The 22270-nt window shown below is 71.0% G+C and carries 17 protein-coding genes; 11 read left to right on the top strand and 6 right to left on the bottom strand.

The features are described from left to right. Positions 1-239: 239 nt before the first annotated feature. Positions 240-1241 carry a TerC family protein gene (locus ACIQ6R_RS08875; RefSeq protein ID WP_404219830.1) on the top strand — a complete coding sequence of 334 codons (1002 nt, stop codon included), beginning with the start codon at positions 240-242 and terminating at the stop codon, positions 1239-1241. A 164-nt stretch (positions 1242-1405) separates the two neighbouring features. Continuing rightward, positions 1406-1534 carry a hypothetical protein gene (locus tag ACIQ6R_RS08870; RefSeq protein WP_404219828.1) on the top strand — a complete coding sequence of 43 codons (129 nt, stop codon included), beginning with the start codon at positions 1406-1408 and terminating at the stop codon, positions 1532-1534. 48 nt (positions 1535-1582) lie between these two features. On the opposite strand, the gene ACIQ6R_RS08865 is transcribed toward ACIQ6R_RS08870, so the two are convergent. Continuing rightward, positions 1583-2629 (bottom strand): S66 peptidase family protein, encoded by a 1047-nt coding sequence (locus ACIQ6R_RS08865; protein WP_404219826.1) that lies wholly within the window; start codon positions 2627-2629, stop codon positions 1583-1585. A 104-nt stretch (positions 2630-2733) separates the two neighbouring features. On the opposite strand from ACIQ6R_RS08865, the gene aroQ reads away from it, so the two are divergent. Further along, entirely contained in the window at positions 2734-3207 is a 474-nt protein-coding gene (aroQ, locus tag ACIQ6R_RS08860) for a type II 3-dehydroquinate dehydratase (RefSeq protein WP_404219824.1), read from the top strand. 79 nt (positions 3208-3286) lie between these two features. On the opposite strand, the gene ACIQ6R_RS08855 is transcribed toward aroQ, so the two are convergent. Continuing rightward, complete coding sequence (locus ACIQ6R_RS08855; RefSeq protein ID WP_404219822.1) at positions 3287-3943, bottom strand: MBL fold metallo-hydrolase; 657 nt, start codon at positions 3941-3943, stop codon at positions 3287-3289. A 46-nt stretch (positions 3944-3989) separates the two neighbouring features. Further along, positions 3990-4676 (bottom strand): maleylpyruvate isomerase family mycothiol-dependent enzyme, encoded by a 687-nt coding sequence (locus ACIQ6R_RS08850; RefSeq protein ID WP_404219820.1) that lies wholly within the window; start codon positions 4674-4676, stop codon positions 3990-3992. A gap of 223 nt (positions 4677-4899) precedes the next feature. Here ACIQ6R_RS08850 and uvrA point away from each other — a divergent pair, with 223 nt between their 5' ends. Beyond that, positions 4900-7944, top strand: a complete 3045-nt coding sequence (gene uvrA / locus ACIQ6R_RS08845) for an excinuclease ABC subunit UvrA (protein WP_404219818.1) — start codon at positions 4900-4902, stop codon at positions 7942-7944. A gap of 479 nt (positions 7945-8423) precedes the next feature. On the opposite strand, the gene ACIQ6R_RS08840 is transcribed toward uvrA, so the two are convergent. Both ACIQ6R_RS08840 and ACIQ6R_RS08835 read right to left on the bottom strand, forming a co-directional pair. Then, positions 8424-9332 carry a carbohydrate kinase gene (locus ACIQ6R_RS08840; protein WP_404219816.1) on the bottom strand — a complete coding sequence of 303 codons (909 nt, stop codon included), beginning with the start codon at positions 9330-9332 and terminating at the stop codon, positions 8424-8426. Continuing rightward, positions 9329-10393, bottom strand: a complete 1065-nt coding sequence (locus tag ACIQ6R_RS08835) for a LacI family DNA-binding transcriptional regulator (protein WP_404219814.1) — start codon at positions 10391-10393, stop codon at positions 9329-9331. Before ACIQ6R_RS08835 ends, ACIQ6R_RS08840 begins: the two co-directional genes overlap by 4 nt. A gap of 216 nt (positions 10394-10609) precedes the next feature. Here ACIQ6R_RS08835 and ACIQ6R_RS08830 point away from each other — a divergent pair, with 216 nt between their 5' ends. After that, entirely contained in the window at positions 10610-11035 is a 426-nt protein-coding gene (locus tag ACIQ6R_RS08830) for a Rieske 2Fe-2S domain-containing protein (RefSeq protein ID WP_404173881.1), read from the top strand. Between the two features lie 256 nt (positions 11036-11291). Here ACIQ6R_RS08830 and ACIQ6R_RS08825 read toward each other — a convergent pair whose 3' ends face one another. Then, a complete protein-coding gene (locus ACIQ6R_RS08825) occupies positions 11292-12242 on the bottom strand; it encodes a hypothetical protein (RefSeq protein WP_404219812.1) in 951 nt (316 codons plus the stop codon). A gap of 372 nt (positions 12243-12614) precedes the next feature. Here ACIQ6R_RS08825 and uvrC point away from each other — a divergent pair, with 372 nt between their 5' ends. The 6 genes from uvrC (at position 12615) to gap (ending at position 22189) form a co-directional block, all read left to right on the top strand. Then, positions 12615-14705 carry an excinuclease ABC subunit UvrC gene (uvrC, locus tag ACIQ6R_RS08820; RefSeq protein WP_404173875.1) on the top strand — a complete coding sequence of 697 codons (2091 nt, stop codon included), beginning with the start codon at positions 12615-12617 and terminating at the stop codon, positions 14703-14705. Then, on the top strand, positions 14702-15718 hold the full coding sequence (rapZ, locus tag ACIQ6R_RS08815; protein WP_404219810.1) for an RNase adapter RapZ: 1017 nt from the start codon (positions 14702-14704) through the stop codon (positions 15716-15718). Before uvrC ends, rapZ begins: the two co-directional genes overlap by 4 nt. Next, a complete protein-coding gene (yvcK, locus tag ACIQ6R_RS08810) occupies positions 15715-16806 on the top strand; it encodes a uridine diphosphate-N-acetylglucosamine-binding protein YvcK (protein WP_404173870.1) in 1092 nt (363 codons plus the stop codon). The genes rapZ and yvcK overlap by 4 nt, the downstream gene beginning before the upstream one ends. After that, on the top strand, positions 16797-17789 hold the full coding sequence (gene whiA / locus ACIQ6R_RS08805) for a DNA-binding protein WhiA (RefSeq protein WP_122615079.1): 993 nt from the start codon (positions 16797-16799) through the stop codon (positions 17787-17789). The genes yvcK and whiA overlap by 10 nt, the downstream gene beginning before the upstream one ends. A gap of 210 nt (positions 17790-17999) precedes the next feature. Next, positions 18000-20954, top strand: coding sequence for a M14 family zinc carboxypeptidase (locus tag ACIQ6R_RS08800; protein WP_404219808.1), 2955 nt, complete (start codon positions 18000-18002; stop codon positions 20952-20954). Positions 20955-21181: 227 nt separating this feature from the next. Further along, positions 21182-22189 carry a type I glyceraldehyde-3-phosphate dehydrogenase gene (gap, locus tag ACIQ6R_RS08795; RefSeq protein WP_404173865.1) on the top strand — a complete coding sequence of 336 codons (1008 nt, stop codon included), beginning with the start codon at positions 21182-21184 and terminating at the stop codon, positions 22187-22189. The last annotated feature ends 81 nt before the right edge of the window (positions 22190-22270 follow it).

Genomic DNA, 22270 nt, shown 5'->3' with positions numbered 1-22270 from the left:
GCTTTTGAGCTTAATTTGCAAATCTCTTTACCCTCCCTTGGGGAATGGGGTACTGTCGTCCGTACGGAGGGGAGTACTCCCTGTCTGTGCGGCGTACCCGTCAATACGGATCAGGCCAGATCCCGGGGCGTCGGCCCGTGGGTTCCGAGCGCGTCACGCGTCCCGGACCCGGGTGGAAGAGACCTCCGGTAGCGACGACGCTGACATTTGCCGTGTGACGTACTGCCGGAGGCGTAGTAGTGGAAGTTTCTGTGACCCTTTGGGTCCTGACCGTCGTGGGCCTTGCCGCTCTGATCGGCGCCGATTTCTTCATCGGCCGCAAGCCGCACGACGTATCGATCAAGGAAGCCGGGATCTGGACGGCCGTCTGGATCGCCCTGGCGGCCCTCTTCGGAATCGGCCTGTTCGTCTTCGGTGGCGGTCAGCCCGCCGGCGAGTTCTTCGCGGGCTACATCACCGAGAAGTCCCTCAGCGTGGACAACCTCTTCGTCTTCATCCTGATCATGGCGAAGTTCGCGGTGCCCACGCAGTACCAGCAGCGAGTCCTCCTCATCGGTGTCCTCGTGGCCCTGATCCTCAGGACCATCTTCATCGCGGCGGGCGCCGCGATCATCGCCAACTTCTCCTGGGTCTTCTACATCTTCGGTGCCTTCCTCATCTACACCGCCTGGAAGCTCATCCAGGAGGCCAGGGCCGACGAGGACGACGCGGAGTTCGAAGAGAACAAGCTGCTCAAGGCGGCCGAGCGCCGCTTCGGCGTCGCCGACCGCTATCACGGCACCAAGCTGTGGATCGAGGAGAACGGCAAGCGCGTCATGACCCCGATGCTGGTCGTGATGCTCGCGATCGGCACCACCGACGTGCTCTTCGCCCTGGACTCCATTCCGGCGATCTTCGGTCTGACCCAGGACCCGTACATCGTGTTCACGGCCAACGCGTTCGCCCTGATGGGTCTGCGCCAGCTGTACTTCCTCCTCGGCGGCCTGCTGAGGAAGCTGGTGCACCTCTCCTACGGTCTGTCGGTCATCCTGGGCTTCATCGGCATCAAGCTGGTGCTGCACGCCCTGCACGAGTCCGGGGTCCACGTCCCCGAGATCAGCATCCCGGTCTCGCTCGGCGTGATCTGCTCCGTCCTGATCATCACCACGATCACCAGCCTCCGCGCCTCCAAGAAGCAGGCCGAGGCGGAAGCCGCGGTCGCCAAGGACGACGACGCCCCGAAGGACAGCGTCGAGGCCTGACCACGTACGACCCCCGGCCGGGCGTCGGGGACCGGCACCGGGAGCGGCGGGCGGCGAAGAGCCGCCCGCCGCTTCTGGCGTGCCCACCGCGGGGAGGACGAACCGGTCCCCCCGGCCCGCGTGACTAAGAATGCGGGGCCGTCGCCCGCTGCGACGATCTCCGCATGGTCACTCGTCCCAGGGCGCTCATCACGCATGGGACGACTGCCACGTCCGTGGTCGCGGTCGTGCGGCTGGCCTTCACCCACCTGGTGCCGTTCGCGGCGTATCTGGAACTCGCCGTCAAGCCGTAGCCGTAGCCGTAGTCACAGTCGTAGACACGGACATAGGCGGGGCGAGCGTCAGTACGTGACGGTGATGCGCCGGGCGGGTCCGTCGACCCGTACGGTGCCCCCGTACGGGATGACGACCTGCGGATCGGTGTGGCCGAAGTCCACGTCGAAGACGATCGTGGCCTCGGGAGCGTAGGCCCGCATCGCCCGCAGTACCGCCTCACGCTGCTCCGCCGCGTACCGGGCGGCCTCCTCGGGGCTGTTGGGCCGCTCGAAGGACCACGTCCTGGGTCGGGCCATCAGCAGTGCGGAGAAACGGTGGAGCAGCCCGCGCTCGCCCATGTTGCGCAGGGTGCGGAAGACCTCCGTGGCGCTCGGCAGTTCCTCGGAGGTCTCCAGGATCAGCACGCCGCCGTCGTACTCCGCGGGGTCGCGCGCTATCTCGCGGTCGGCCATCAGCAGCCCGGCGAGGATCTCCAGGCAGCCGCCCCAGCTGCGTCCCTCGGCCACCCGGCCGGCGTTCACCCAGGACCAGCCCGAACCGGGCCGGGACCCGGGCTCCTCGTCGAAGGTCGCCGGGTCGGCCCAGTCGCGGTTGACGTCGTTCCAGCGCTCGGCCGGCCGCAGCTCGTACGGGCCCGGGGTGAACAGCGCCGCGCGCAGGGAGTCGGCGGTCTGCGGGTGCATGGCGACGGGACGTCCCAGCTCGACCATGACGCTCGCGCCGTGGTAGCCGACGATGCCGGTGTTGCGCAGATAGGCGAGCAGGTTCGTGTTGTCGCTCGTGCCGAAGAACGGCTTCGGGTTGGCCCGGATCAGCTCCCGGTCGAGCAGCGGCAGTACGGTGATCTGATCGTCGCCGCCGATCGACGCGATCACGGCCTTGATCCCGGGGTCGGCGAAGGCCGCGTGGATGTCGGCGGCCCGCTCGCCGGGCGTCGAGCCCATCTTCCGGGTGGCCGGGTACTCCACCGGCTCCAGCCCGTACTCCTTGCGCAGCCGTTCCAGGCCCAACTCGTAGGGGAGCGGGAAGAGTCCAGGCAGACCGGAGGAGGGGGACAGCACCGCGACACGGTCGCCGGGCGAGGGCTTGGGCGGGTACGCGATCGGCGTCATGCACGGAGGGTACGGCCGGACGGATCATCGGCGCACCGTGATAGACCGGGGTCCGAGCAGCGGTCGCGCAAGGGCCACCGCACCCCGAACGGACCGGAGGAACCGTGCCCCGCACCCTGGCCAGCGCCCCGATCATGATCCTCAACGGCCCCAACCTGAACCTGCTGGGTCAGCGTCAGCCGGAGATCTACGGCTCCGACACCCTCGCCGACGTCGAGGCATTGTGCGTGAAGGCGGCGACGGCACACGGAGGCACGGTGGACTTCCGGCAGTCCAACCACGAGGGCGAACTCGTCGACTGGATCCACGAGGCCCGGCTGAACCACTGCGGGATCGTGATCAACCCCGCCGCCTACTCGCACACATCCGTCGCGCTCCTGGATGCGCTCAACACCTGCGACGGGCTGCCGGTGGTGGAGGTCCACATCTCCAACATCCACCAGCGCGAGTCGTTCCGGCACCACTCCTACGTCTCGCAGCGCGCCGACGGTGTGATCGCGGGGTGCGGTGTGCAGGGGTACGTGTTCGGCGTGGAGCGGATCGCGGCGCTGGCCGGGGCGGGACGGGCCCAGGCCTGAGCTGCCGGGGCCGCCGGCCGGGAGCGGGAATCGGGGAACCGGCGGCCCTTGTACGCGTCACACGAGGCGCGTGCGGCGTTCACCAGCCGCGAGCGCGCCACTCCGGCACGTGGGGCCGCTCCGCGCCGAGCGTGGTGTCCTTGCCGTGCCCCGGGTAGACCCACGTCTCGTCCGGGAGGACGTCGAAGACCTTGGTCTCGACATCGCGGATCAGGCTCGCGAACGCCTCCGGATCGTCGTGTGTGTTGCCCACACCGCCGGGGAAGAGACAGTCCCCGGTGAACACATGGGGATGCCCGTGCGGATCGTCGTACACCAGGACGATGGAGCCCGGAGTGTGCCCGACCAGGTGACGCGCGGTGAGTTCCACCTGCCCCACCCGGATCGTGTCGCCGTCGTCGACCGGGACATCGGTCGGCACCGGGATGCCCTCGGCGTCGTGCCGGCCCGCGTAGGTGCGGGCGCCGGTGGCCCCGACGACGTCGGCGAGCGCCTGCCAGTGGTCGCCGTGCCGGTGGGTGGTGACGACGGACGCGAGGCCGCCGTCACCGATCGTGCCGAGCAGCGAGTGCGCGTCGTTCGCGGCGTCGATCAGCAGCTGCTCGTCGGTGGCCCGGCAGCGCAGCAGATAGGCGTTGTTGTCCATCGGGCCGACCGCGACCTTGGTGATCATCAGGTCCTTGAGCTCGTGCACGTCGGCGGGGCCGCCGACCCGCACCTCTCCGCTGTAGGTCATGACCGCCAGCCTAGCGCTGGGAGGCGGCCCGACCGCCGTCCCCGGGCTACAGCGGCGGCAGCGACGGCAGCGGGCCGCCCTCCGCCGACAGCGCGGTCCCCTCGCGGCGCCCGGCGAGCCAGCCCAGCAAGTCGGCCGGGGGACCGGTGACCGTCACCTCGGGCCCGGCCGCCTCCCGGCCCGTGCTCCACGCGCGCGTGCCGTCCGTGAGGCGGGTGGGCGGCACGTCAGGGTGCCCCGCGAACCGGGCGGCCAGGAAGTCGGTCTCCCGCTCCGTGAACTCCGCCGGAAGGTCCTCCAGCTCGTACCCGATGTCCAGGTCCACGTGGTGCAGCTCCACCTCGACCCACCGCCGGAACGGCAACCGGGACGCGGAGTCGGTGACGCCGCCCCGCAGCTCCACCGTGCGCGACCAGTCCGCGAGCGCGGCCGAGGCGTCCTGGAACCGGGCCGCGCTCTCGCGCACGTCGGTGAGCTGGGCGTCGAGGGGGCGCGGGGCGTCCCGCTCGATGTCGGCGTCCCGGGCCTCGCCGGAGACGTACATGGGGCGTCCTTCGAGGACGTTCACGAGGGCGTCCGCGTTGCGGGCGAGGTGGGCGAGGACGTGGCCCCGGGTCCAGCCCGGAAGCCGTGACGACTCCGTCACGGACGCGTTGTCCAGTTTCCCGACCGCGGTGAGCAGCCGCTCGGTAGCGTCACGTACAGACGCCAGGTCATGCGCGTGATCAATCATGCTGCTGACCCTAGACCGTGCCACACCTTCGGGTGAAGGTGGCGGACGACGCCCGCAAATCGAATGCACGTGCTATATGGTCGGATGCGGCGTCGGGCATGCTGGGGAGTCGGGGTTTGTTGACAACCGGTGAATCCGACCGGCGTTGTCAGTGGCTCCCCCTAGTCTGAGAAAGACGGGGGCCTCGCCCCTGTCACTTCTCTCAAGAAAGGTGCGGACCGGCGTGGCCGACCGTCTCATCGTCCGTGGCGCGCGCGAGCACAACCTGAAGAACGTCTCGCTCGACCTGCCTCGTGACTCGCTCATCGTCTTCACGGGCCTGTCCGGGTCGGGCAAGTCCTCCCTGGCCTTCGACACCATCTTCGCCGAGGGCCAGCGGCGCTACGTGGAGTCGCTCTCCTCCTACGCCCGGCAGTTCCTCGGCCAGATGGACAAGCCGGACGTCGACTTCATCGAGGGCCTCTCCCCGGCGGTCTCCATCGACCAGAAGTCGACCTCGCGCAACCCTCGCTCCACCGTCGGCACCATCACCGAGGTCTACGACTACCTGCGCCTGCTCTTCGCCCGCATCGGCAAGCCGCACTGCCCCCAGTGCGCCCGGCCGATCACGCGCCAGTCGCCGCAGGCCATCGTCGACAGGGTCCTGGAGCTGCCCGAGGGCAGTCGCTTCCAGGTGCTGTCGCCGCTGGTGCGCGAGCGCAAGGGCGAGTTCGTCGACCTCTTCGCCGACCTCCAGACCAAGGGCTACTCCCGCGCGCGTGTCGACGGGGAGACCATCCAGCTCTCCAACCCGCCCACGCTGAAGAAGCAGGAGAAGCACACCATCGAGGTGGTCGTCGACCGCCTCACGGTCAAGGACACCGCCAAGCGCCGCCTCACCGACTCCGTGGAGACCGCCCTCGGCCTCTCCGGCGGCATGGTCGTGCTCGACTTCGTCGACCTCCCCGAGGACGACCCCGAGCGCGAGCGCATGTACTCGGAGCACCTGTACTGCCCGTACGACGACCTGTCCTTCGAGGAGCTGGAGCCCCGCTCCTTCTCCTTCAACTCGCCCTTCGGCGCCTGCCCCGACTGCTCCGGCATCGGCACGCGCATGGAGGTCGACGCGGAACTGATCGTCCCGGACGAGGACAAGTCCCTCGACGAGGGCGCCATCCACCCCTGGTCGCACGGACACACCAAGGACTACTTCGGCCGCCTCATCGGTGCCCTCGCGGACGCCCTGGGTTTCCGGACGGACATCCCCTTCGCGGGCCTGCCGCTGCGCGCCCGCAAGGCCCTGCTGTACGGCCACAAGACCCAGGTCGAGGTCCGCTACCGCAACCGGTACGGCCGCGAGCGCCGGTACACCACGGCCTTCGAGGGCGCGATCCCCTTCGTCAAGCGCCGGCACAGCGAGGCCGAGAGCGACGCCAGCCGTGAGCGCTTCGAGGGCTACATGCGCGAGGTGCCCTGCCCCACCTGTGAGGGCACCAGGCTGAAGCCGCTCGTCCTCGCGGTCACCGTCATGGGCAAGTCGATCGCCGAGGTCTCGGCGATGTCCATCAGCGACTGCGCGGACTTCCTGGGCGAGCTGAAGCTCAGCGCCCGCGACAAGAAGATCGCCGAGCGCGTGCTCAAGGAGGTCAACGAGCGGCTGCGGTTCCTGGTCGACGTAGGCCTGGACTACCTCTCGCTGAACCGCGCGGCAGGCACCCTCTCCGGCGGCGAGGCCCAGCGCATCCGCCTGGCCACCCAGATCGGCTCCGGACTCGTCGGCGTGCTGTACGTCCTCGACGAGCCGTCCATCGGCCTGCACCAGCGCGACAACCACCGGCTGATCGAGACCCTCGTCCGGCTCCGCGACATGGGCAACACGCTCATCGTCGTCGAGCACGACGAGGACACCATCAAGGTCGCCGACTGGATCGTCGACATCGGCCCCGGCGCCGGTGAGCACGGCGGCAAGGTCGTGCACAGCGGCTCCCTCAAGGAACTGCTCGACAACGCCGAGTCGCAGACCGGTCTGTACCTGTCCGGCAAGAAGGCCATCCCGCTGCCCGACATCCGGCGCCCGCGCGACCCCTCCCGGCAGCTCACCGTGCACGGCGCCCGCGAGAACAACCTCCAGGACATCGACGTGTCCTTCCCGCTGGGCGTGTTCACGGCCGTCACCGGCGTCTCCGGTTCCGGCAAGTCGACCCTGGTCAACGACATCCTGTACACGCACCTGGCGCGCGAGCTGAACGGCGCACGGAGCGTCCCCGGCCGGCACACGCGCGTGGACGGCGACGACCTGGTCGACAAGGTCGTCCACGTCGACCAGTCGCCCATCGGCCGCACCCCGCGGTCGAACCCGGCGACGTACACCGGCGTCTTCGACCACGTCCGCAAGCTGTTCGCCGAGACGACCGAGGCGAAGGTCCGCGGCTACATGCCCGGCCGGTTCTCCTTCAACGTCAAGGGCGGCCGCTGCGAGAACTGCGCGGGCGACGGCACGATCAAGATCGAGATGAACTTCCTCCCGGACGTCTACGTCCCGTGCGAGGTCTGCCACGGTGCCCGGTACAACCGGGAGACCCTGGAGGTCCACTACAAGGGCAAGTCCATCGCCGACGTCCTGAACATGCCGATCGAGGAGGCGACCGACTTCTTCGAGGCGGTCCCCGCGATCTCCCGGCACATGAAGACGCTGAAGGACGTCGGCCTCGGCTACGTCCGGCTCGGTCAGTCCGCGACCACCCTGTCCGGCGGCGAGGCACAGCGCGTCAAGCTCGCCAGCGAGCTGCAGCGCCGCTCCACCGGGCGCACGGTCTACGTCCTGGACGAGCCGACCACCGGTCTGCACTTCGAGGACATCAGCAAGCTGCTCACCGTCCTGTCCGGCCTGGTCGACAAGGGCAACACGGTCATCGTCATCGAGCACAACCTCGACGTGATCAAGACCGCCGACTGGGTCGTCGACATGGGCCCCGAGGGCGGCGCCGGTGGTGGCCTGGTGGTCGCCGAGGGCACGCCCGAGCAGGTGGCCGGCGTTCCCGCCAGCCACACCGGGAAGTTCCTGCAAGACGTCCTGGGCGCCGACCGGATCAGTGACGCCGCCCCGGTGAAGGCCCCGCGCAAGGCGGCCGCCAAGACGGTGGCGACCAGGGCCTCCGCGAAGAAGACCGCCACCAGGACGGTCACCGGCACGGCCGCGAAGAAATCCGCCACCACGGCGGCCAAGAAGGCCACCACGAAGGCCACCAAGCCCGCCGCGAAGAAGACGACGCGGACGAGCAAGGCCTGAGCCGAAGCCGCGCCGGGCCCCACGGAGATCCCGTGGGGCCCGGCGCGGCGTTCGCGCACCGACGCGGCGCAGGCACCCGCCGGCTCCACGAACCGTATGAGGAGCTGGATCTTCACCACCTCCCCGAGCAGCCCCGGAGCGACGAGCTGACGGTGACGGCGAGGGCGGCGTCAACCGGCGTCAACCGGCGTCAACCCGTGTCAACCGGTGTCGGCCGGTGGTGGCCGACCGGTTCGCAGACCTCGCTGTGGCCCTCGACGCGTCGGGACGCAGTACGTCGAGCACCCGGAGGCCGGGCCCCCGCAGCTGTCGTACGAGACGCCGGCGCTTCCCGAGGAGGGCCGACGGATCGTCGTACACCTCCCCGCGAACGACGCCACGGCCGCGGCCCCGGACCGCCTCGACGGCCGCCGCCCCGGCGCCCTGCGTGGGGTGAGGCCGACGGGCTGATCACCGAGACGAGCCGTTGCCGTTGGTGTTCAGACGGCCACCTCGTGGGCGTACGGCGGCTCCGCGCCCGCCCGCGAACAGGTGACCGCCGCCGCGCGGGCGGCGAACCCCAGCAGCTCCGCCCAGCCCTCCGCCCCCAGACCGGCCACCGCCTCCGCACCGAGGGCGTCCCGTACCGCGAGGCCGTGCAGCAGCGCCGCGTTCACCGTGTCGCCCGCACCGATCGTGTCCACCACGTCGACGCGCTCGCCCGGCACGGTGTACTCACTCCCGTCACGGGTGTACGCCGTCAGCCCGGCACCGCCCCGGGTGACCACGACCGCCGCCGGGCCCGCCGACAGCCACTCCCGGGGCGTGCCGCCCAGCCACTCGGCGTCCTCGGCGGACAGCTTCAGCAGCGACACCGAGGGCAGCCAGCTCCTGAACCGGGCCCGGTAGGCGTCCGGGTCCGCGATCAAACCCGCCCGGATGTTCGGGTCCAGCGCCGTGAAGACCCCCCGCGCGGCCGTCCCGCGCAGCAGTTCCTCGTACGCGCTCGCCCCCGGCTCCAGCACCAGCGAGCAGGTGCCGAAGGAGACCGCCCGGGCGCCGGACGGCAGCGCGGCGGGCACCGAGAACAGCCGGTCCGCCGTCCCGTCCACGTAGAAGGAGTACGCGGCCGAGCCGTCGGCGTCCACCGTGGCCACGGCGAGTGTCGTCGGCTCGGCCCCGCGCTGTACCGGCGAGACGTCCACGCCGGTTTCACGCAGCCGGTCCAGGAGCGCCTCGCCGAAGGCGTCGTGCGACACCCGGGAGCAGAAGGCGGTGGGCGAGCCGAGACGGCCCAGCGCGACGGCCGTGTTGAACGGCCCGCCGCCGAGCGCCGGCCGCAGCGCGGCGAGCGCACCCGTGCCCTGCGGTACCAGGTCGATCAGTGCCTCACCGGCGACGACGATCACGGAAGACTCCTTTCCTGAGCCTTTGCGGAGGCTCGTTGGGGCTGCTCGGGGCAGCCGCACGAGGTGCGGTGGACGAAGGCGCAGGGCAGCCGCAGGGTCCGCGCCGGCCGGTCCGGCGCGGCGAGGCGTTCCAGCAGCAGCCGTACGGCCTGGGCGCCCAGCTCCCTGCTGGGCTGCGCGACGGCGGTGAGCCGGGGGGAGAAGAGGTCCGCCCAGGCGAAGTCGTCGAAGCAGCACAGTGCGAGGTCGGCGGGCACGGACAGACCGTGGTCCCGCAGGGCGCGCAGCGCGCCGATGGTCATCGCGTTGTTCGCGGTGACCAGCGCGGTGGGCGGCACCGCCAGGGACAGCAGGGCCGCCGTGGCCCGGGCACCGCCGTCCGCCTCGGAGTCGCCATGGACCAGGAGCCGTTCGTCGTACGGCAGTCCGGCGGCGGCGAGGCCGTGCCGGTAGCCGGTGATCCGCTCGCGCGTCGTGCTGAGCCCCGGCCGGCCCGCGACCAGCCCGATCCTGCGGTGGCCGAGCCCGGAGAGATGGGTGACCAGCCGGGTCGTCGGCTCGGCGCTCTCGGCGCACACCTGGTCGAAGCGCGGGGCCCCGTCGCCCTCCGGCACGTCCAGGACCCGGTCGAGGAACACGGCCGGCACGCGATGGCGGCCGAGGTAGGCGACGAGGTCGCGCGGATCGGCGGAGGGCGCGACGATCATGCCGTCCACACGCCGCTCGTGCAGTAGCTGGACGACCTTGCGCTCGTGTCCCGGATCGTCGTGCGGGTCCGCGATGAGCAGACTGTAGCCGTGCTCCAGGGCGGCGGCCTCGACGCCCTGGAGGATCTCCGTGAAGTACGGGTTGCTGATCGCCGACACCGCGAGCCCGATGGAGCGGGTGCGGGCGGTCACCAGGGAGCGGGCCAGGGTGTTCGGGGTGTAGCCGAGCTCCTCGATGGCGTCCAGCACCGCCTGGCGGGTGCGCGGCAGCACGGGACGGGTGTCGTTGAGCACGTGCGAGACGGTCGCCACGGAGACCCCGGCGCTGCGTGCGACGTCGGCCATGGTCGCCATCGGCGTGCCCCCTTTCCCGTACTGCCGCGCGTCGCCTCTGTGCCGCCCCGCGCGTACTGGCCGGGACCGTACCCCATCCGCGAGGGTCGCGTAAACGCTTGCGCAAGCGTTTACGCGACCCTCGCGGATGCCGCCGCGTCGGTGCGACCCGCCCTCGGTCGCGGTCACGGCCGCCGGATATCGTCGCCCTGCACGCCCCCGACCAGTGGAGACCCCATGCCCGGCCGTCCCGTCCCGAGCCGCCGCACCGTCCTGCGCTCGGCGGCCCTCACGCCTGTCGCCGGACTCGGTCTGGCCGCCTGTTCACCGGGCGACGACGGTGCCGCGCCGGCCAGGCCGACCGCGCCGGTCGACCTCGGTACGGACGGTGAGGTCGCCAAGGGCGCGACCAAGCTCTACCGGGACGCGAACGTGGTGGTCAGCCGGGCCGAGGACGGCTCCCTGAAGGCGTTCAGCACGGTCTGCACGCACGCGGGCTGTCCCATCAAGAAGCTGGAGGGAACGAAACTCGTCTGTCCCTGCCACGGCAGCGAATTCGACGCCCGGACCGGCGAGGTGCTGCACGCCCCGGCGACCGTGCCACTCATCGAACTGCCGGTCGAGGAGAAGCAGGGCCGGATCGTCGCGAGCCCCGGGGTCTGACCGGCACGGGCGGCGTCACCTGCTCCTTCCGGTTCCACCTGTCCCTTCCGGTTCCGCCTGTCCCTTCCGGTTCCGCCTGTCCGTGCCGGTTCTGCCTGTCCCTGCCGGTTCCACCTGCCCGTGCCGGTCCCGCCTGTCCCTTCCGGGTCCCGCCTGTTGCCTCGGGTCCCACCCGCTCACTCCCAGGTCGGCCCGCTCACTCCCAGGTCGGCCCGCCTACTGTCAGGCAGGCCCGCTCACTCCCAGTGCGACCAGTTCACTCCCAGTCCCACCCGATCCCCAGCATCCCCGACCGCACCCGCGGCTCCACGAGATGCACCGAGTGGTGCCGCCCGCTGAGGGCCAGCTCCTGCCGGCCGCCGCGCGGTGCCGCCGGCGAGTGCTGCGTGAACCGGTGGCAGCGCACCGGCAGGGCCGCGGCGTCGAACCGCACCTGGAGCGCGTACTGCCCGCTCGCCGAGCCGAACCCGCGGACGTACTCGCGCGACGCCCCCGCCGTGCCGTCCTCCACGCCGTAGCGGAAGAGGTGGGTGTCCCCGGCCCGCAGGCGCGTGTCGAAGAGCAGCTCGGTCACGAGCACCCCGGTCTCGTGGTGGGTGCGGACGCGTCCCGTACGGCAGTTCTCCAGCGCGTGGACGGTCATCCGCGCGGGAGCGCATCCCGGGTCGCCCTGGTGGACGGCGACGAAACGGTCGACGCCGTCGCGGTGGGCACGGACGATGTGGTGCGACTCGCGGCCCGCGAGCTCGCGGCGGGGCCCGACCCGGATCAGTTCCTGGTGCCCGAGGGTGTACACCCCGCCGTCCGACGGCGGATGATCCAGCTCGGCCAGCAGCCGGTCGAGTGCGCCCGAGGCCTCCACGTAGGAGCGGTAGGAACGGGTCGCGGGCCGCTTGGCCGAGGTGTCCTCGTCGGCCTCGGCGAGCAGGCGTATCAGCGACTCCTCGGGCAGCTGGAGTATCTCCTCCAGTGCACGCACGGCCCGCAGCGACTCCGGGCGCTGCGGCCGCCGAGCGCCCTGCTGCCAGTAGCTCAGACTCGTGACGCCCACTCTCACCCCGTGGCGCGACAGATGGTGCTGCACCCGCTGCAGCGGTAGTCCACGAGCGGCGATCGCGGCGCGCAGGGCGACGTGGAAGGGGCCGCCGCGCAGGGCCGAGTCGAGTTCCGCGGTGGCGACGTCCGCGTGCTGAGTGGCGTGCGGCATGCAGGGGCCTTTCTGTGAAGTCCACAACGGCTGGTCAGACCGTTCGGCGCGGATCCGTCGAGTGGATCCGCCGAGGGTCGGGGCCGCCGCCCCCGTTGCGGCACAGAGGGTCTTCACATCCGTACGCCGCGCTCCAGGGCCCCGAGTCCCCCCGCATTGAAGCGTGTTGACCAAGCCCCGACAACACCTGACGCCCGACCGCGACGCGCTCCTGGCCGAGAACACACCGGCCCGCCGCCCCGAGGGCACCCGGCGTGACCGAGCGGCCCCGGACCGTCGCCCCCCCGCCCCCCCTTCCGGTCGTCCGCAAGGTCCTGGCCCGTCGTCCACAGCCCCGTCGGAGTGTCGGTCCCCGCCAGTAGGGTGTGAGTCATGGCCGACCCCTCCAGCTACCGCCCCAGGCCGGGTGAGATCCCGGACTCCCCGGGGGTGTACAGGTTCCGTGACGAGCACCGCCGGGTGATCTACGTCGGAAAGGCGAAGAGCCTGCGCCAGCGCCTGGCGAACTACTTCCAGGACCTGGCGAACCTCCACCCCCGCACCCGCACCATGGTCACCACGGCCGCGTCCGTGGAGTGGACGGTGGTGTCCACGGAGGTCGAGGCGCTGCAGCTGGAGTACTCCTGGATCAAGGAGTACGACCCCCGGTTCAACGTGAAGTACCGCGACGACAAGAGCTACCCGTACCTCGCGGTGACGATGAACGAGGAGTTCCCGCGCGTGCAGGTGATGCGCGGCCACAAGAAGAAGGGCGTGCGCTACTTCGGACCGTACGGACACGCCTGGGCGATCCGCGACACGGTCGACCTCCTGCTGCGCGTCTTCCCGGTGCGCACCTGCTCCGCCGGAGTCTTCAAGAACGCCGCCCGGACCGGCCGCCCCTGTCTGCTCGGCTACATCGGCAAGTGCTCGGCGCCCTGTGTCGAGCGCATCTCCGCGGACGACCACTGGGACCTGGCCGACGAGTTCTGCGACTTCATGACCGGCCGCACCGGTACCTACCTGCGCCGCCTGGAGCGGCAGATGGCCGAGGCGGCCGAGGAGATGGAGTACGAGCGGGCGGCGCGCCTGCGCGACGACATCGGGGCCCTCAAGAAGGCCATGGAGAAGAGCGCGGTCGTGCTCGCCGACGCGACCGACGCCGACCTGATCGCGGTCGCCGAGGACGAGCTGGAGGCGGCCGTCCAGATCTTCCACGTGCGCGGCGGGCGCGTGCGCGGCCAGCGCGGCTGGGTCACGGACAAGGTGGAGGAGGTCACCACCGGCGCCCTCGTCGAGCACGCCCTCCAGCAGCTGTACGGCGAGGAGACCGGGGACGCCGTCCCCAAGGAGGTCCTGGTCACCGCCCTGCCCGATCCGCTGGAGCCGGTCCAGCAGTGGCTGACGGAGCGCCGCGGGTCGGGCGTGTCGCTGCGGATCCCGCAGCGCGGCGACAAGAAGGCGCTGATGGAGACCGTCCAGCGCAACGCACAGCAGGCACTCGTCCTGCACAAGACCAAGCGCGCCTCCGACCTGACGACGCGCTCGCGCGCGCTGGAGGAGATCGCCGAGGCCCTCGACCTGGACAGCGCCCCGCTCCGGATCGAGTGCTACGACATCTCGCACCTCCAGGGCGACGACGTCGTGGCCTCCATGGTCGTCTTCGAGGACGGGCTGGCCCGGAAGAGCGAATACCGCCGGTTCCAGATCAAGGGCTTCGCCGGCCAGGACGACGTCCGCTCCATGCACGAGGTCATCACCCGCCGCTTCCGCCGCTACCTCGCGGAGAAGGAGAAGACCGGCGAGTGGGCGGACGGGGAGGACCCGGCGGACGGGACGGAGGCAGGCGGCGAGCAGCTCACGGACGGCCCGGCCCTGAAGGACGACGACGGCCGTCCCAAGCGCTTCGCCTACCCGCCGCAGCTCGTCGTCGTCGACGGCGGGCAGCCGCAGGTCGCGGCGGCCCAGCGGGCCCTGGACGAGCTCGGCATCGACGACATCGCCGTCTGCGGACTCGCCAAGCGACTGGAGGAGGTGTGGCTGCCCCGCGAGGACGACCCGGTCGTCCTGCCCCGCACCAGTGAGGGCCTGTACCTGCTCCAGCGGGTCCGCGACGAGGCGCACCGCTTCGCGATCACCTACCAGCGCGCCAAGCGCGCCAAGCGCTTCCGCTCCAGCCCGCTGGACGACGTGCCGGGCCTCGGGGAGACCCGCAAGCAGGCGCTGATCAAGCACTTCGGTTCGGTGAAGAGGCTCCGGTCGGCGACGATCGACCAGATCTGCGAGGTGCCCGGCATAGGCCGCAAGACGGCCGAGACCGTGGCCGTGGCCCTCGCCCGGGCCACCCCGGCCGCGCCCGCCGTGAACACGGCGACCGGAGAGATCATGGATGACGAGGACGGGGCACCCGAGACGACGACGGATGCCCCGGGGGAGCCCGTGTCCGCGGGCACCCCGGACGAACGACGGGGGCAGGAGAGATGACCGAGCACGAGGCACAGCCCGCAGTGGAACGAGAACAGGCCCACGGCACGACCGGCGAGGGGGCGGGCCCGCAGACGGCCGCCTCCGAACAGCGCCAGGACGACGGAGCACAGGTGAGTACGGGCAAGGAAACAGCCGGGGCGCACGAGGCGGCCATCCCCGAGCTGGTGATCATCTCCGGCATGTCCGGGGCAGGCCGCTCGACGGCCGCCAAGTGTCTGGAGGACCTGGGCTGGTTCGTCGTCGACAACCTCCCGCCCGCGCTGATCCCCACCATGGTGGAGCTCGGCGCCCGCTCCCAGGGCAACGTGGCCCGGATCGCGGTCGTCGTCGACGTCCGCGGCCGGCGCTTCTTCGACAACCTGCGCGAATCCCTCGCGGACCTCGACGCCCGCGGCGTCACCCGGCGGATCGTCTTCCTGGAGTCCTCCGACGACGCACTGGTGCGCCGCTTCGAGTCGGTGCGCCGCCCGCACCCCCTCCAGGGCGACGGCCGCATCGTCGACGGCATCGCCGCCGAGCGGGAACTGCTGCGCGAGCTGCGCGGCGACGCCGACCTGGTGATCGACACCTCCAGTCTCAACGTGCACGAGCTGCGCGCCAAGATGGACGCCCAGTTCGCCGGCGACGAGGAGCCCGAGCTGCGGGCCACCGTCATGTCCTTCGGCTTCAAGTACGGCCTCCCGGTCGACGCCGACCTGGTCGTGGACATGCGCTTCCTGCCCAACCCGCACTGGGTCCCGGAGCTGCGCCCCTTCACCGGCCTGAACGAGGAGGTGTCCTCGTACGTCCTCAACCAGCCCGGGGCCAAGGAGTTCCTCGACCGCTACACCGAGCTGCTCCAGATGATCGCCGCGGGCTACCGTCGGGAGGGCAAGCGCTATGTGACCGTCGCCGTCGGCTGCACCGGCGGCAAGCACCGGTCCGTGGCCATGTCGGAGAAGCTCGCCGCCCGGCTCGTCGCCGAGGGCGTGGAGACGGTGGTCGTCCACCGGGACATGGGACGGGAATGACAGGACGTACTCCGCGGCTGAGCAGGCTGCGCCGGGTGGTGCCCGAGGGGCGCGGCGGCAGGCCCGCCGAAGCCCGCGCCGCCCGGCCCGAACAGGCGCGCGGCGGCAAGCCGCGTCGCCGCGGCACCCAGCCCAAGGTCGTCGCCCTCGGCGGCGGCATGGGCCTGTCCGCCTCGCTCGCCGCACTGCGCCGGATCACCGGCGACCTCACCGCCGTCGTCACCGTGGCCGACGACGGCGGCTCCAGCGGGCGGCTGCGCGACGAGCTGGGTGTCCTGCCGCCCGGCGACCTGCGCAAGGCGCTGGCCGCGCTGTGCGGCGACGACGACTGGGGCCAGACCTGGGCCCGCGTCATCCAGCACCGCTTCCAGTCCCAGGGCGACCTGCACGAGCACGCGGTCGGCAATCTGCTGATCGTCGCCCTGTGGGAGCAGCTGGGCGACCACGTCCAGGCGCTGGACCTGGTCGGCAAGCTGCTCGGCGCGCAGGGGCGCGTGCTGCCCATGTCGGCCGTGCCGCTGGAGCTCCAGGCCCTGGTCAGGGGGCACGACCCGGACCGGCCCGACGAGGTGGACACCGTGCGCGGGCAGGCGAACGTGGCGCTCACGCCCGGTGAGGTGCAGTCCGTGCACCTGGTGCCGAACGACCCGCCCGCCGTCCCCGAGGCGGTCGACGCCGTCCTGGACGCGGACTGGGTGGTGCTCGGCCCCGGCTCCTGGTTCTCCTCGGTCATCCCGCACCTGCTCGTACCCGATCTGCTGGACGCGCTCGCCGAGACGAAGGCCCGCCGGGTGCTCTCCTTGAACCTCGCTCCGCAACCCGGAGAAACCGAGGGCTTCTCCCCGCAGCGTCATTTGGAGGTTTTGGGACGACACGCCCCTAAACTCGCCCTGGACGTGGTGCTGGCCGACGAGGCCGCCGTGCCCGACCGTGACTCGCTCACCGACGCCGCGAAACGGTTCGGCGCCGCGGTCGAACTGGCTCCGGTCGCCCGGACCGACGGGACCCCGAGGCACGACCCGGAGCTGCTGGCCGCCGCGTACGACCGTATTTTTCGGATGCATGGAAGGATCGGCCCATGGCGATGACGGCAGCGGTGAAGGATGAGATCTCCCGGCTCCCCGTCACCCGTACCTGCTGCAGAAAGGCGGAGGTCTCCGCCATTCTGCGGTTCGCCGGCGGCCTTCACCTGGTGAGCGGGCGCATCGTGATCGAGGCCGAGCTGGACACCGCGAGGGCGGCCCGCCGGCTGAAGCAGGACATTCTGGAGATCTTCGGGCACAGCTCGGAGCTGATCGTGATGGCGCCGGGCGGACTGCGCCGCGGTTCGCGTTACGTCGTTCGGGTGGTCGCGGGCGGTGACCAGCTGGCCCGCCAGACCGGCCTGGTGGACGGCCGGGGCCGCCCGATCCGGGGCCTGCCGCCGCAGGTGGTCTCGGGGGCCACCTGCGACGCCGAGGCGGCCTGGCGAGGGGCCTTCCTGGCGCACGGCTCGCTCACCGAGCCCGGCCGCTCCTCCTCCCTGGAGGTGACCTGCCCGGGCCCCGAGGCCGCGCTCGCCCTGGTCGGCGCCGCCCGCAGGCTGTCGATCCCGGCCAAGGCCCGCGAGGTGCGCGGCGTGGACCGGGTCGTGGTCCGCGACGGCGACGCGATCGGCGCCCTGCTCACCCGGCTCGGCGCCCACGACTCGGTGCTGGCCTGGGAGGAGCGGCGGCTGCGGCGCGAGGTCCGCGCCACCGCCAACCGCCTCGCCAACTTCGACGACGCCAACCTGCGCCGCTCGGCCCGTGCGGCCGTCGCCGCCGGCGCCCGGGTCCAGCGCGCCCTGGAGATCCTCGCCGACGACGTGCCCGAGCACCTCGCCGCCGCGGGCCGGCTCCGCATGGAGCACAAGCAGGCCTCCCTGGAGGAGCTGGGCGCCCTCGCCGACCCGCCGCTGACCAAGGACGCCGTCGCCGGCCGCATCCGCCGCCTGCTGGCCATGGCCGACAAGCGGGCCTCGGACCTCGGCATCCCCGGCACGGACGCCAACCTCGGCGAGGAGGAGCTGGCCGACAACCTCGTCGGCTGACCGAACACGCGTCGGCCCGCCGCACGCGAACCGGCCCGCCGCACACGGTCCGTCAACAAGCCGGTGCGGGCGCCCACTTGGGTGACCCGCACCGGCTTTCGCGTGTCCTTGCCGCGCTCTTGACTCGATCATGAGCTGTCATGAGCCTGGCATCTGTTCGCTGCTGTGGCGAACGCAGGCCTGTCGGACAGGCCCCATCTAGGGGGGTTCATGAGACGAAGAGCGAGATCGATCCTCGCCGTCGGCGCGCTCCTGATCGGCGGAGCGAGCTTCGCGCCCATCGCCCAGGCACAACCCGAAGGCCCCGCGACCGCGGACGCCGACGAGGTGAAGGTCTTCCGTGCCGACGTGACCCAGGAGCAGGTACCCCTGCTGCTGGCCGCCGGCCAGGACGGCCACGAACTCGGTGAGCGGGTCCCCGACCGGGGGACGGCCACCGTCGAGGTCTACCTCACCGACCAGCAGGCCGGGAAGCTGGAGAAACAGGGCGTCGACCTCGAGGAGCACACCCTCTCCTCCCGCGCCGAGAAGCGGGTCGAGGACGCCGCCGAGGGCGTCTTCCGCCCGTACAGCGGCAGCGGCGGCCTGAAGGAGGAGATCCTGCGGACCGCGCGGGACAATCCCCGCCTCACCAAGGTCGTCTCCATCGGCAAGTCGGTGAACGGTCAGGACATCCTCGCGCTCAAGCTCACCAAGAACGCGAAGAAGTCGAAGGACGGCTCCAAGCCCTCCGTCCTCTACATGTCCAACCAGCACGCGCGCGAGTGGATCACCCCGGAGATGACCCGGCGGCTGATGCACCACTACCTGGACAAGTACGACGAGGACCGGCGGATCAAGAAGCTGGTCGACTCCACCGAACTGTGGTTCCTCCTGTCGGCCAACCCCGACGGCTACGACTACACGTTCGAGAGCACCGACAACCGCCTGTGGCGCAAGAACCTGCGCGACAACAACGGCGACGGCGCCATCGGCACCGGCGACGGCGTCGACCTCAACCGCAACTTCGCCTACAAGTGGGGCTACGACGACGAGGGATCGTCCCCCAATCCCACCAGCCAGACCTACCGCGGCGACGGCCCGAACTCCGAGCCCGAGACCAAGGCCCTGGACGCCTTCCAGAAGCGGATCGGCTTCACCTACGGCATCAACTACCACTCCGCCGCCGAACTGATCCTCTACGGGGTCGGCTGGCAGGTGGCCACGAACACTCCGGACGACGTCCTCTACGAGGCGCTCGCCGGCACGCCGGACAACCCCGCGATCCCCGGCTACCACCCGCAGGTCTCCTCGGAGCTGTACACCACCAACGGCGAGGCGGACGGCCACGCGGCCAACGTCAACGGCGTGGCGATGTTCACCCCGGAGATGTCGACCTGCCAGACCATCTCCCAGCAGGACCCCGACGACGAGTGGGACCCGCGCGACTGCCAGTCGGGCTTCAACTTCCCCGACGACGAGGAACTCATCCAGAAGGAGTTCGCGAAGAACATCCCCTTCGCGCTGTCGCTGGCCGAGAGCGCCGCCCACCCCGACCGGCCGTCCTCCGCGGTCGGCCTGGAGGCCGCCGACTTCACCCCGGCCCCCTTCACCACGTCCTACTCGCGCGGCGCCGACCAGGAGGTCTCCGTCGTCGTACGCAAGTCGGTACGCGACAAGGAGCTGAAGTACCGCGTCAACGGTGGACGCGTCCACGACATGAAGCTGCGGCCCTGGCGGGGCGGCGAGACGTACGGCGGCGAGGACAACCTCTACTTCGACGAGTACCGGGCCAAGGTCAGGGACGGCGACCGCGGCGACCGGGTCGAGGTCTGGTTCGCCGGCGAGACGAAGCGCGGCAAGCGGACCGAGAGCGAGCACTTCACGTACACGATCGCCGAGCGGCCCCGCGCGGACGTCCTCGTCGTCGCCGAGGAGGGCGCGAAGGCCACGCAGACCCAGAAGTACGTCGACGCCCTCAAGGCCAACGGCAAGCGGGCGGCCGTCTGGGACGTCGCCGCGCAGGGCGCGCCCGACGCGCTCGGCGTCCTCGCCCACTTCCACACCGTCGTCCACTACACCGGCGCCGCGGTGCCCGGCAACACCACCCAGCTCCAGCTGCGTGCCTTCCTCAACGAGGGCGGCAGGCTGATCGAGGCGGGCGAGCGGGCCGGCGGCAGCGTCGACCTCGGCGGCGGCACCCTGTCCGACGACTTCAGCCAGTACTACCTGGGCGCCTACACCCGTACGTCGACCCCCGGGGCCACCGGGTTCACCGGCTCCGGCAAGCTCGACGGGACCGCCGGCGCACTCGGCGACGCCCCCGGCAACCCGCTGGACACAGCGGGCACCTACAGCGTGACCTCGGACCAGCTGCCCGCCGACACCTACCCGCAGTTCGCGAGCGAGGGCGCCGGGAAGTTCGCCGGGACAGTCAACCCGTACGGGCCCTACGCGGGGGAGTGGATGGCCGCCGCCGTCCACACCGACGACGCCTACAAGCGCCTCACCCGCACCGTCGACCTCACCGGTGTCACCGCCGCCGACCGGCCCACGCTCCGCACCCAGCTGCTGTGGGACACCGAGCGCGGCTACGACCACGCCCTGGTCGAGGCGCACACCACCGGCGGCGACGACTGGACCACGCTCCCCGAGGCGGGCGGCGCCACCGGCACGGCCGTACCGGCGGAATGCGCGGCCGGTTTCTACATGGGCGAGCACCCCTGGCTGGAGCACTACCTGACCCTGTCCGACGACGGCTGCACCGCGACCGGCACGACCGGGCAGTGGAACAGCCTCACCGGCTCCTCCGGGGGATGGCGGCAGGTCGAGTTCGACCTGAGCGCGTACGCCGGGAAGTCCGTCGAGGTGTCGATCGCCTACGTCACCGACCCCGGCAGCGGCGGACGCGGCGTCCTCGCCGACGAGGCCTCGCTGGTCGTCGGCGGTACGACGACCGCGACCGAGGGCTTCGAGACCGCGCTCGGCGCCTGGCGGGTCTCCGGACCGCCCGCGGGCAGCCCCGCCGTCCTGAAGGACTGGAGCCGTACCGGAACCCTGTTCCAGACGTACGGCGCGGTCACCACGGACGACACGGTCCTGCTGGGCTTCGGCCTGGAGCACCTCACCGAGCCGGCCGCCCGGACGGCTCTGGTCCGGCAGGCGCTGCGTGCCCTGGATGAGTGAATCCCGGGCCGCTGGGGACTGACACGGTGTAGCGAAATCGGGTGATCGGTCCCCACGGCCCAGGGCGGTCCGTACCCCTACTGGCGGGTACGGACCGCCCTGCCGGGTATGGGGCGTCTCGATGTCACCCCCGAGGCCCCGGAGAGGTAGGGTCGGAGGTGGTCGGGGACATCCCAAATACAGCTCGCCGGCACATCGGGCCGGCGTACCAACGAGGAGATCGGTTCGTGACGATCCGCGTAGGCATCAACGGCTTTGGCCGCATCGGTCGTAACTACTTCCGCGCGCTGCTGGAGCAGGGTGCAGACATCGAGATCGTGGCTGTCAACGACCTGGGTGACACCGCGACCACCGCCCATCTGCTGAAGTACGACACCATCCTCGGGCGCCTCCCGTACGAGGTCTCGCACACCGAGGACACCATCACCGTCGGCGACAAGACCATCAAGGTCCTCGCCGAGCGCAACCCCGCCGACATCCCGTGGGGCGAGCTGGGTGTCGACATCGTCATCGAGTCGACCGGCATCTTCACCAAGAAGGCCGACGCCGAGAAGCACATCGCGGGCGGCGCGAAGAAGGTCCTCATCTCGGCCCCGGCCAAGGACGAGGACGTCACCATCGTGATGGGCGTCAACCAGGACAAGTACGACCCGGCGAACCACCACGTCATCTCCAACGCCTCCTGCACCACCAACTGCGTGGCGCCGATGGCGAAGGTCCTCGACGAGAACTTCGGCATCGTCAAGGGCCTGATGACGACGGTGCACGCGTACACGAACGACCAGCGCATCCTGGACTTCCCGCACAAGGACCTGCGCCGCGCCCGTGCCGCCGCGGAGAACATCATCCCGACCACCACGGGCGCCGCCAAGGCCACCGCGCTGGTCCTCCCGCAGCTCAAGGGCAAGCTGGACGGCATGGCCATGCGCGTCCCGGTCCCGACCGGCTCGGTCACCGACCTCGTCCTGGAGCTCGGCCGCGAGGTCACCAAGGAAGAGGTCAACGCCGCCTTCCAGAAGGCCGCCGAGGGCGAGCTCAAGGGCATCCTGGAGTACACCGAGGACGAGATCGTCTCCTCGGACATCGTCAACGCCCCGGCGTCCTGCACCTTCGACTCGTCCCTGACCATGGTCCAGGACGGCAAGAACGTGAAGGTCATCGGCTGGTACGACAACGAGTGGGGCTACTCCAACCGCCTCGTCGACCTCACGGTCTTCGTCGGCAACCAGCTCTGATCGACTCGGACGCAGCAGGCACCTCGATGCGGTAGCAGGGCTCGGGCAGCGCAAGGCCGCGCTGCCCGAGCCCTGCGTCGC

Source organism: Streptomyces sp. NPDC096048 (assembly GCF_044763415.1).
In the GTDB taxonomy this organism is placed as follows: domain Bacteria; phylum Actinomycetota; class Actinomycetes; order Streptomycetales; family Streptomycetaceae; genus Streptomyces.
Note: the sequence above shows the minus strand (reverse complement) of the source record. Positions and strands in the feature narration are given on the sequence as shown.

Excerpts from the sequence above, each read along its gene's own strand:
- ACIQ6R_RS08870 (WP_404219828.1), top strand. The coding sequence starts at position 1,406 with ATGGTCACTCGTCCCAGGGCGCTCATCACGCATGGGACGACTGCCACG.
- ACIQ6R_RS08865 (WP_404219826.1), bottom strand. The coding sequence starts at position 2,629 with ATGACGCCGATCGCGTACCCGCCCAAGCCCTCGCCCGGCGACCGTGTC.
- ACIQ6R_RS08855 (WP_404219822.1), bottom strand. The coding sequence starts at position 3,943 with ATGACCTACAGCGGAGAGGTGCGGGTCGGCGGCCCCGCCGACGTGCAC.
- ACIQ6R_RS08850 (WP_404219820.1), bottom strand. The coding sequence starts at position 4,676 with ATGATTGATCACGCGCATGACCTGGCGTCTGTACGTGACGCTACCGAG.
- ACIQ6R_RS08835 (WP_404219814.1), bottom strand. The coding sequence starts at position 10,393 with ATGGCGACCATGGCCGACGTCGCACGCAGCGCCGGGGTCTCCGTGGCG.
- ACIQ6R_RS08830 (WP_404173881.1), top strand. The coding sequence starts at position 10,610 with ATGCCCGGCCGTCCCGTCCCGAGCCGCCGCACCGTCCTGCGCTCGGCG.
- ACIQ6R_RS08825 (WP_404219812.1), bottom strand. The coding sequence starts at position 12,242 with ATGCCGCACGCCACTCAGCACGCGGACGTCGCCACCGCGGAACTCGAC.
- uvrC (WP_404173875.1), top strand. The coding sequence starts at position 12,615 with ATGGCCGACCCCTCCAGCTACCGCCCCAGGCCGGGTGAGATCCCGGAC.
- rapZ (WP_404219810.1), top strand. The coding sequence starts at position 14,702 with ATGACCGAGCACGAGGCACAGCCCGCAGTGGAACGAGAACAGGCCCAC.
- yvcK (WP_404173870.1), top strand. The coding sequence starts at position 15,715 with ATGACAGGACGTACTCCGCGGCTGAGCAGGCTGCGCCGGGTGGTGCCC.
- whiA (WP_122615079.1), top strand. The coding sequence starts at position 16,797 with ATGGCGATGACGGCAGCGGTGAAGGATGAGATCTCCCGGCTCCCCGTC.
- ACIQ6R_RS08800 (WP_404219808.1), top strand. The coding sequence starts at position 18,000 with ATGAGACGAAGAGCGAGATCGATCCTCGCCGTCGGCGCGCTCCTGATC.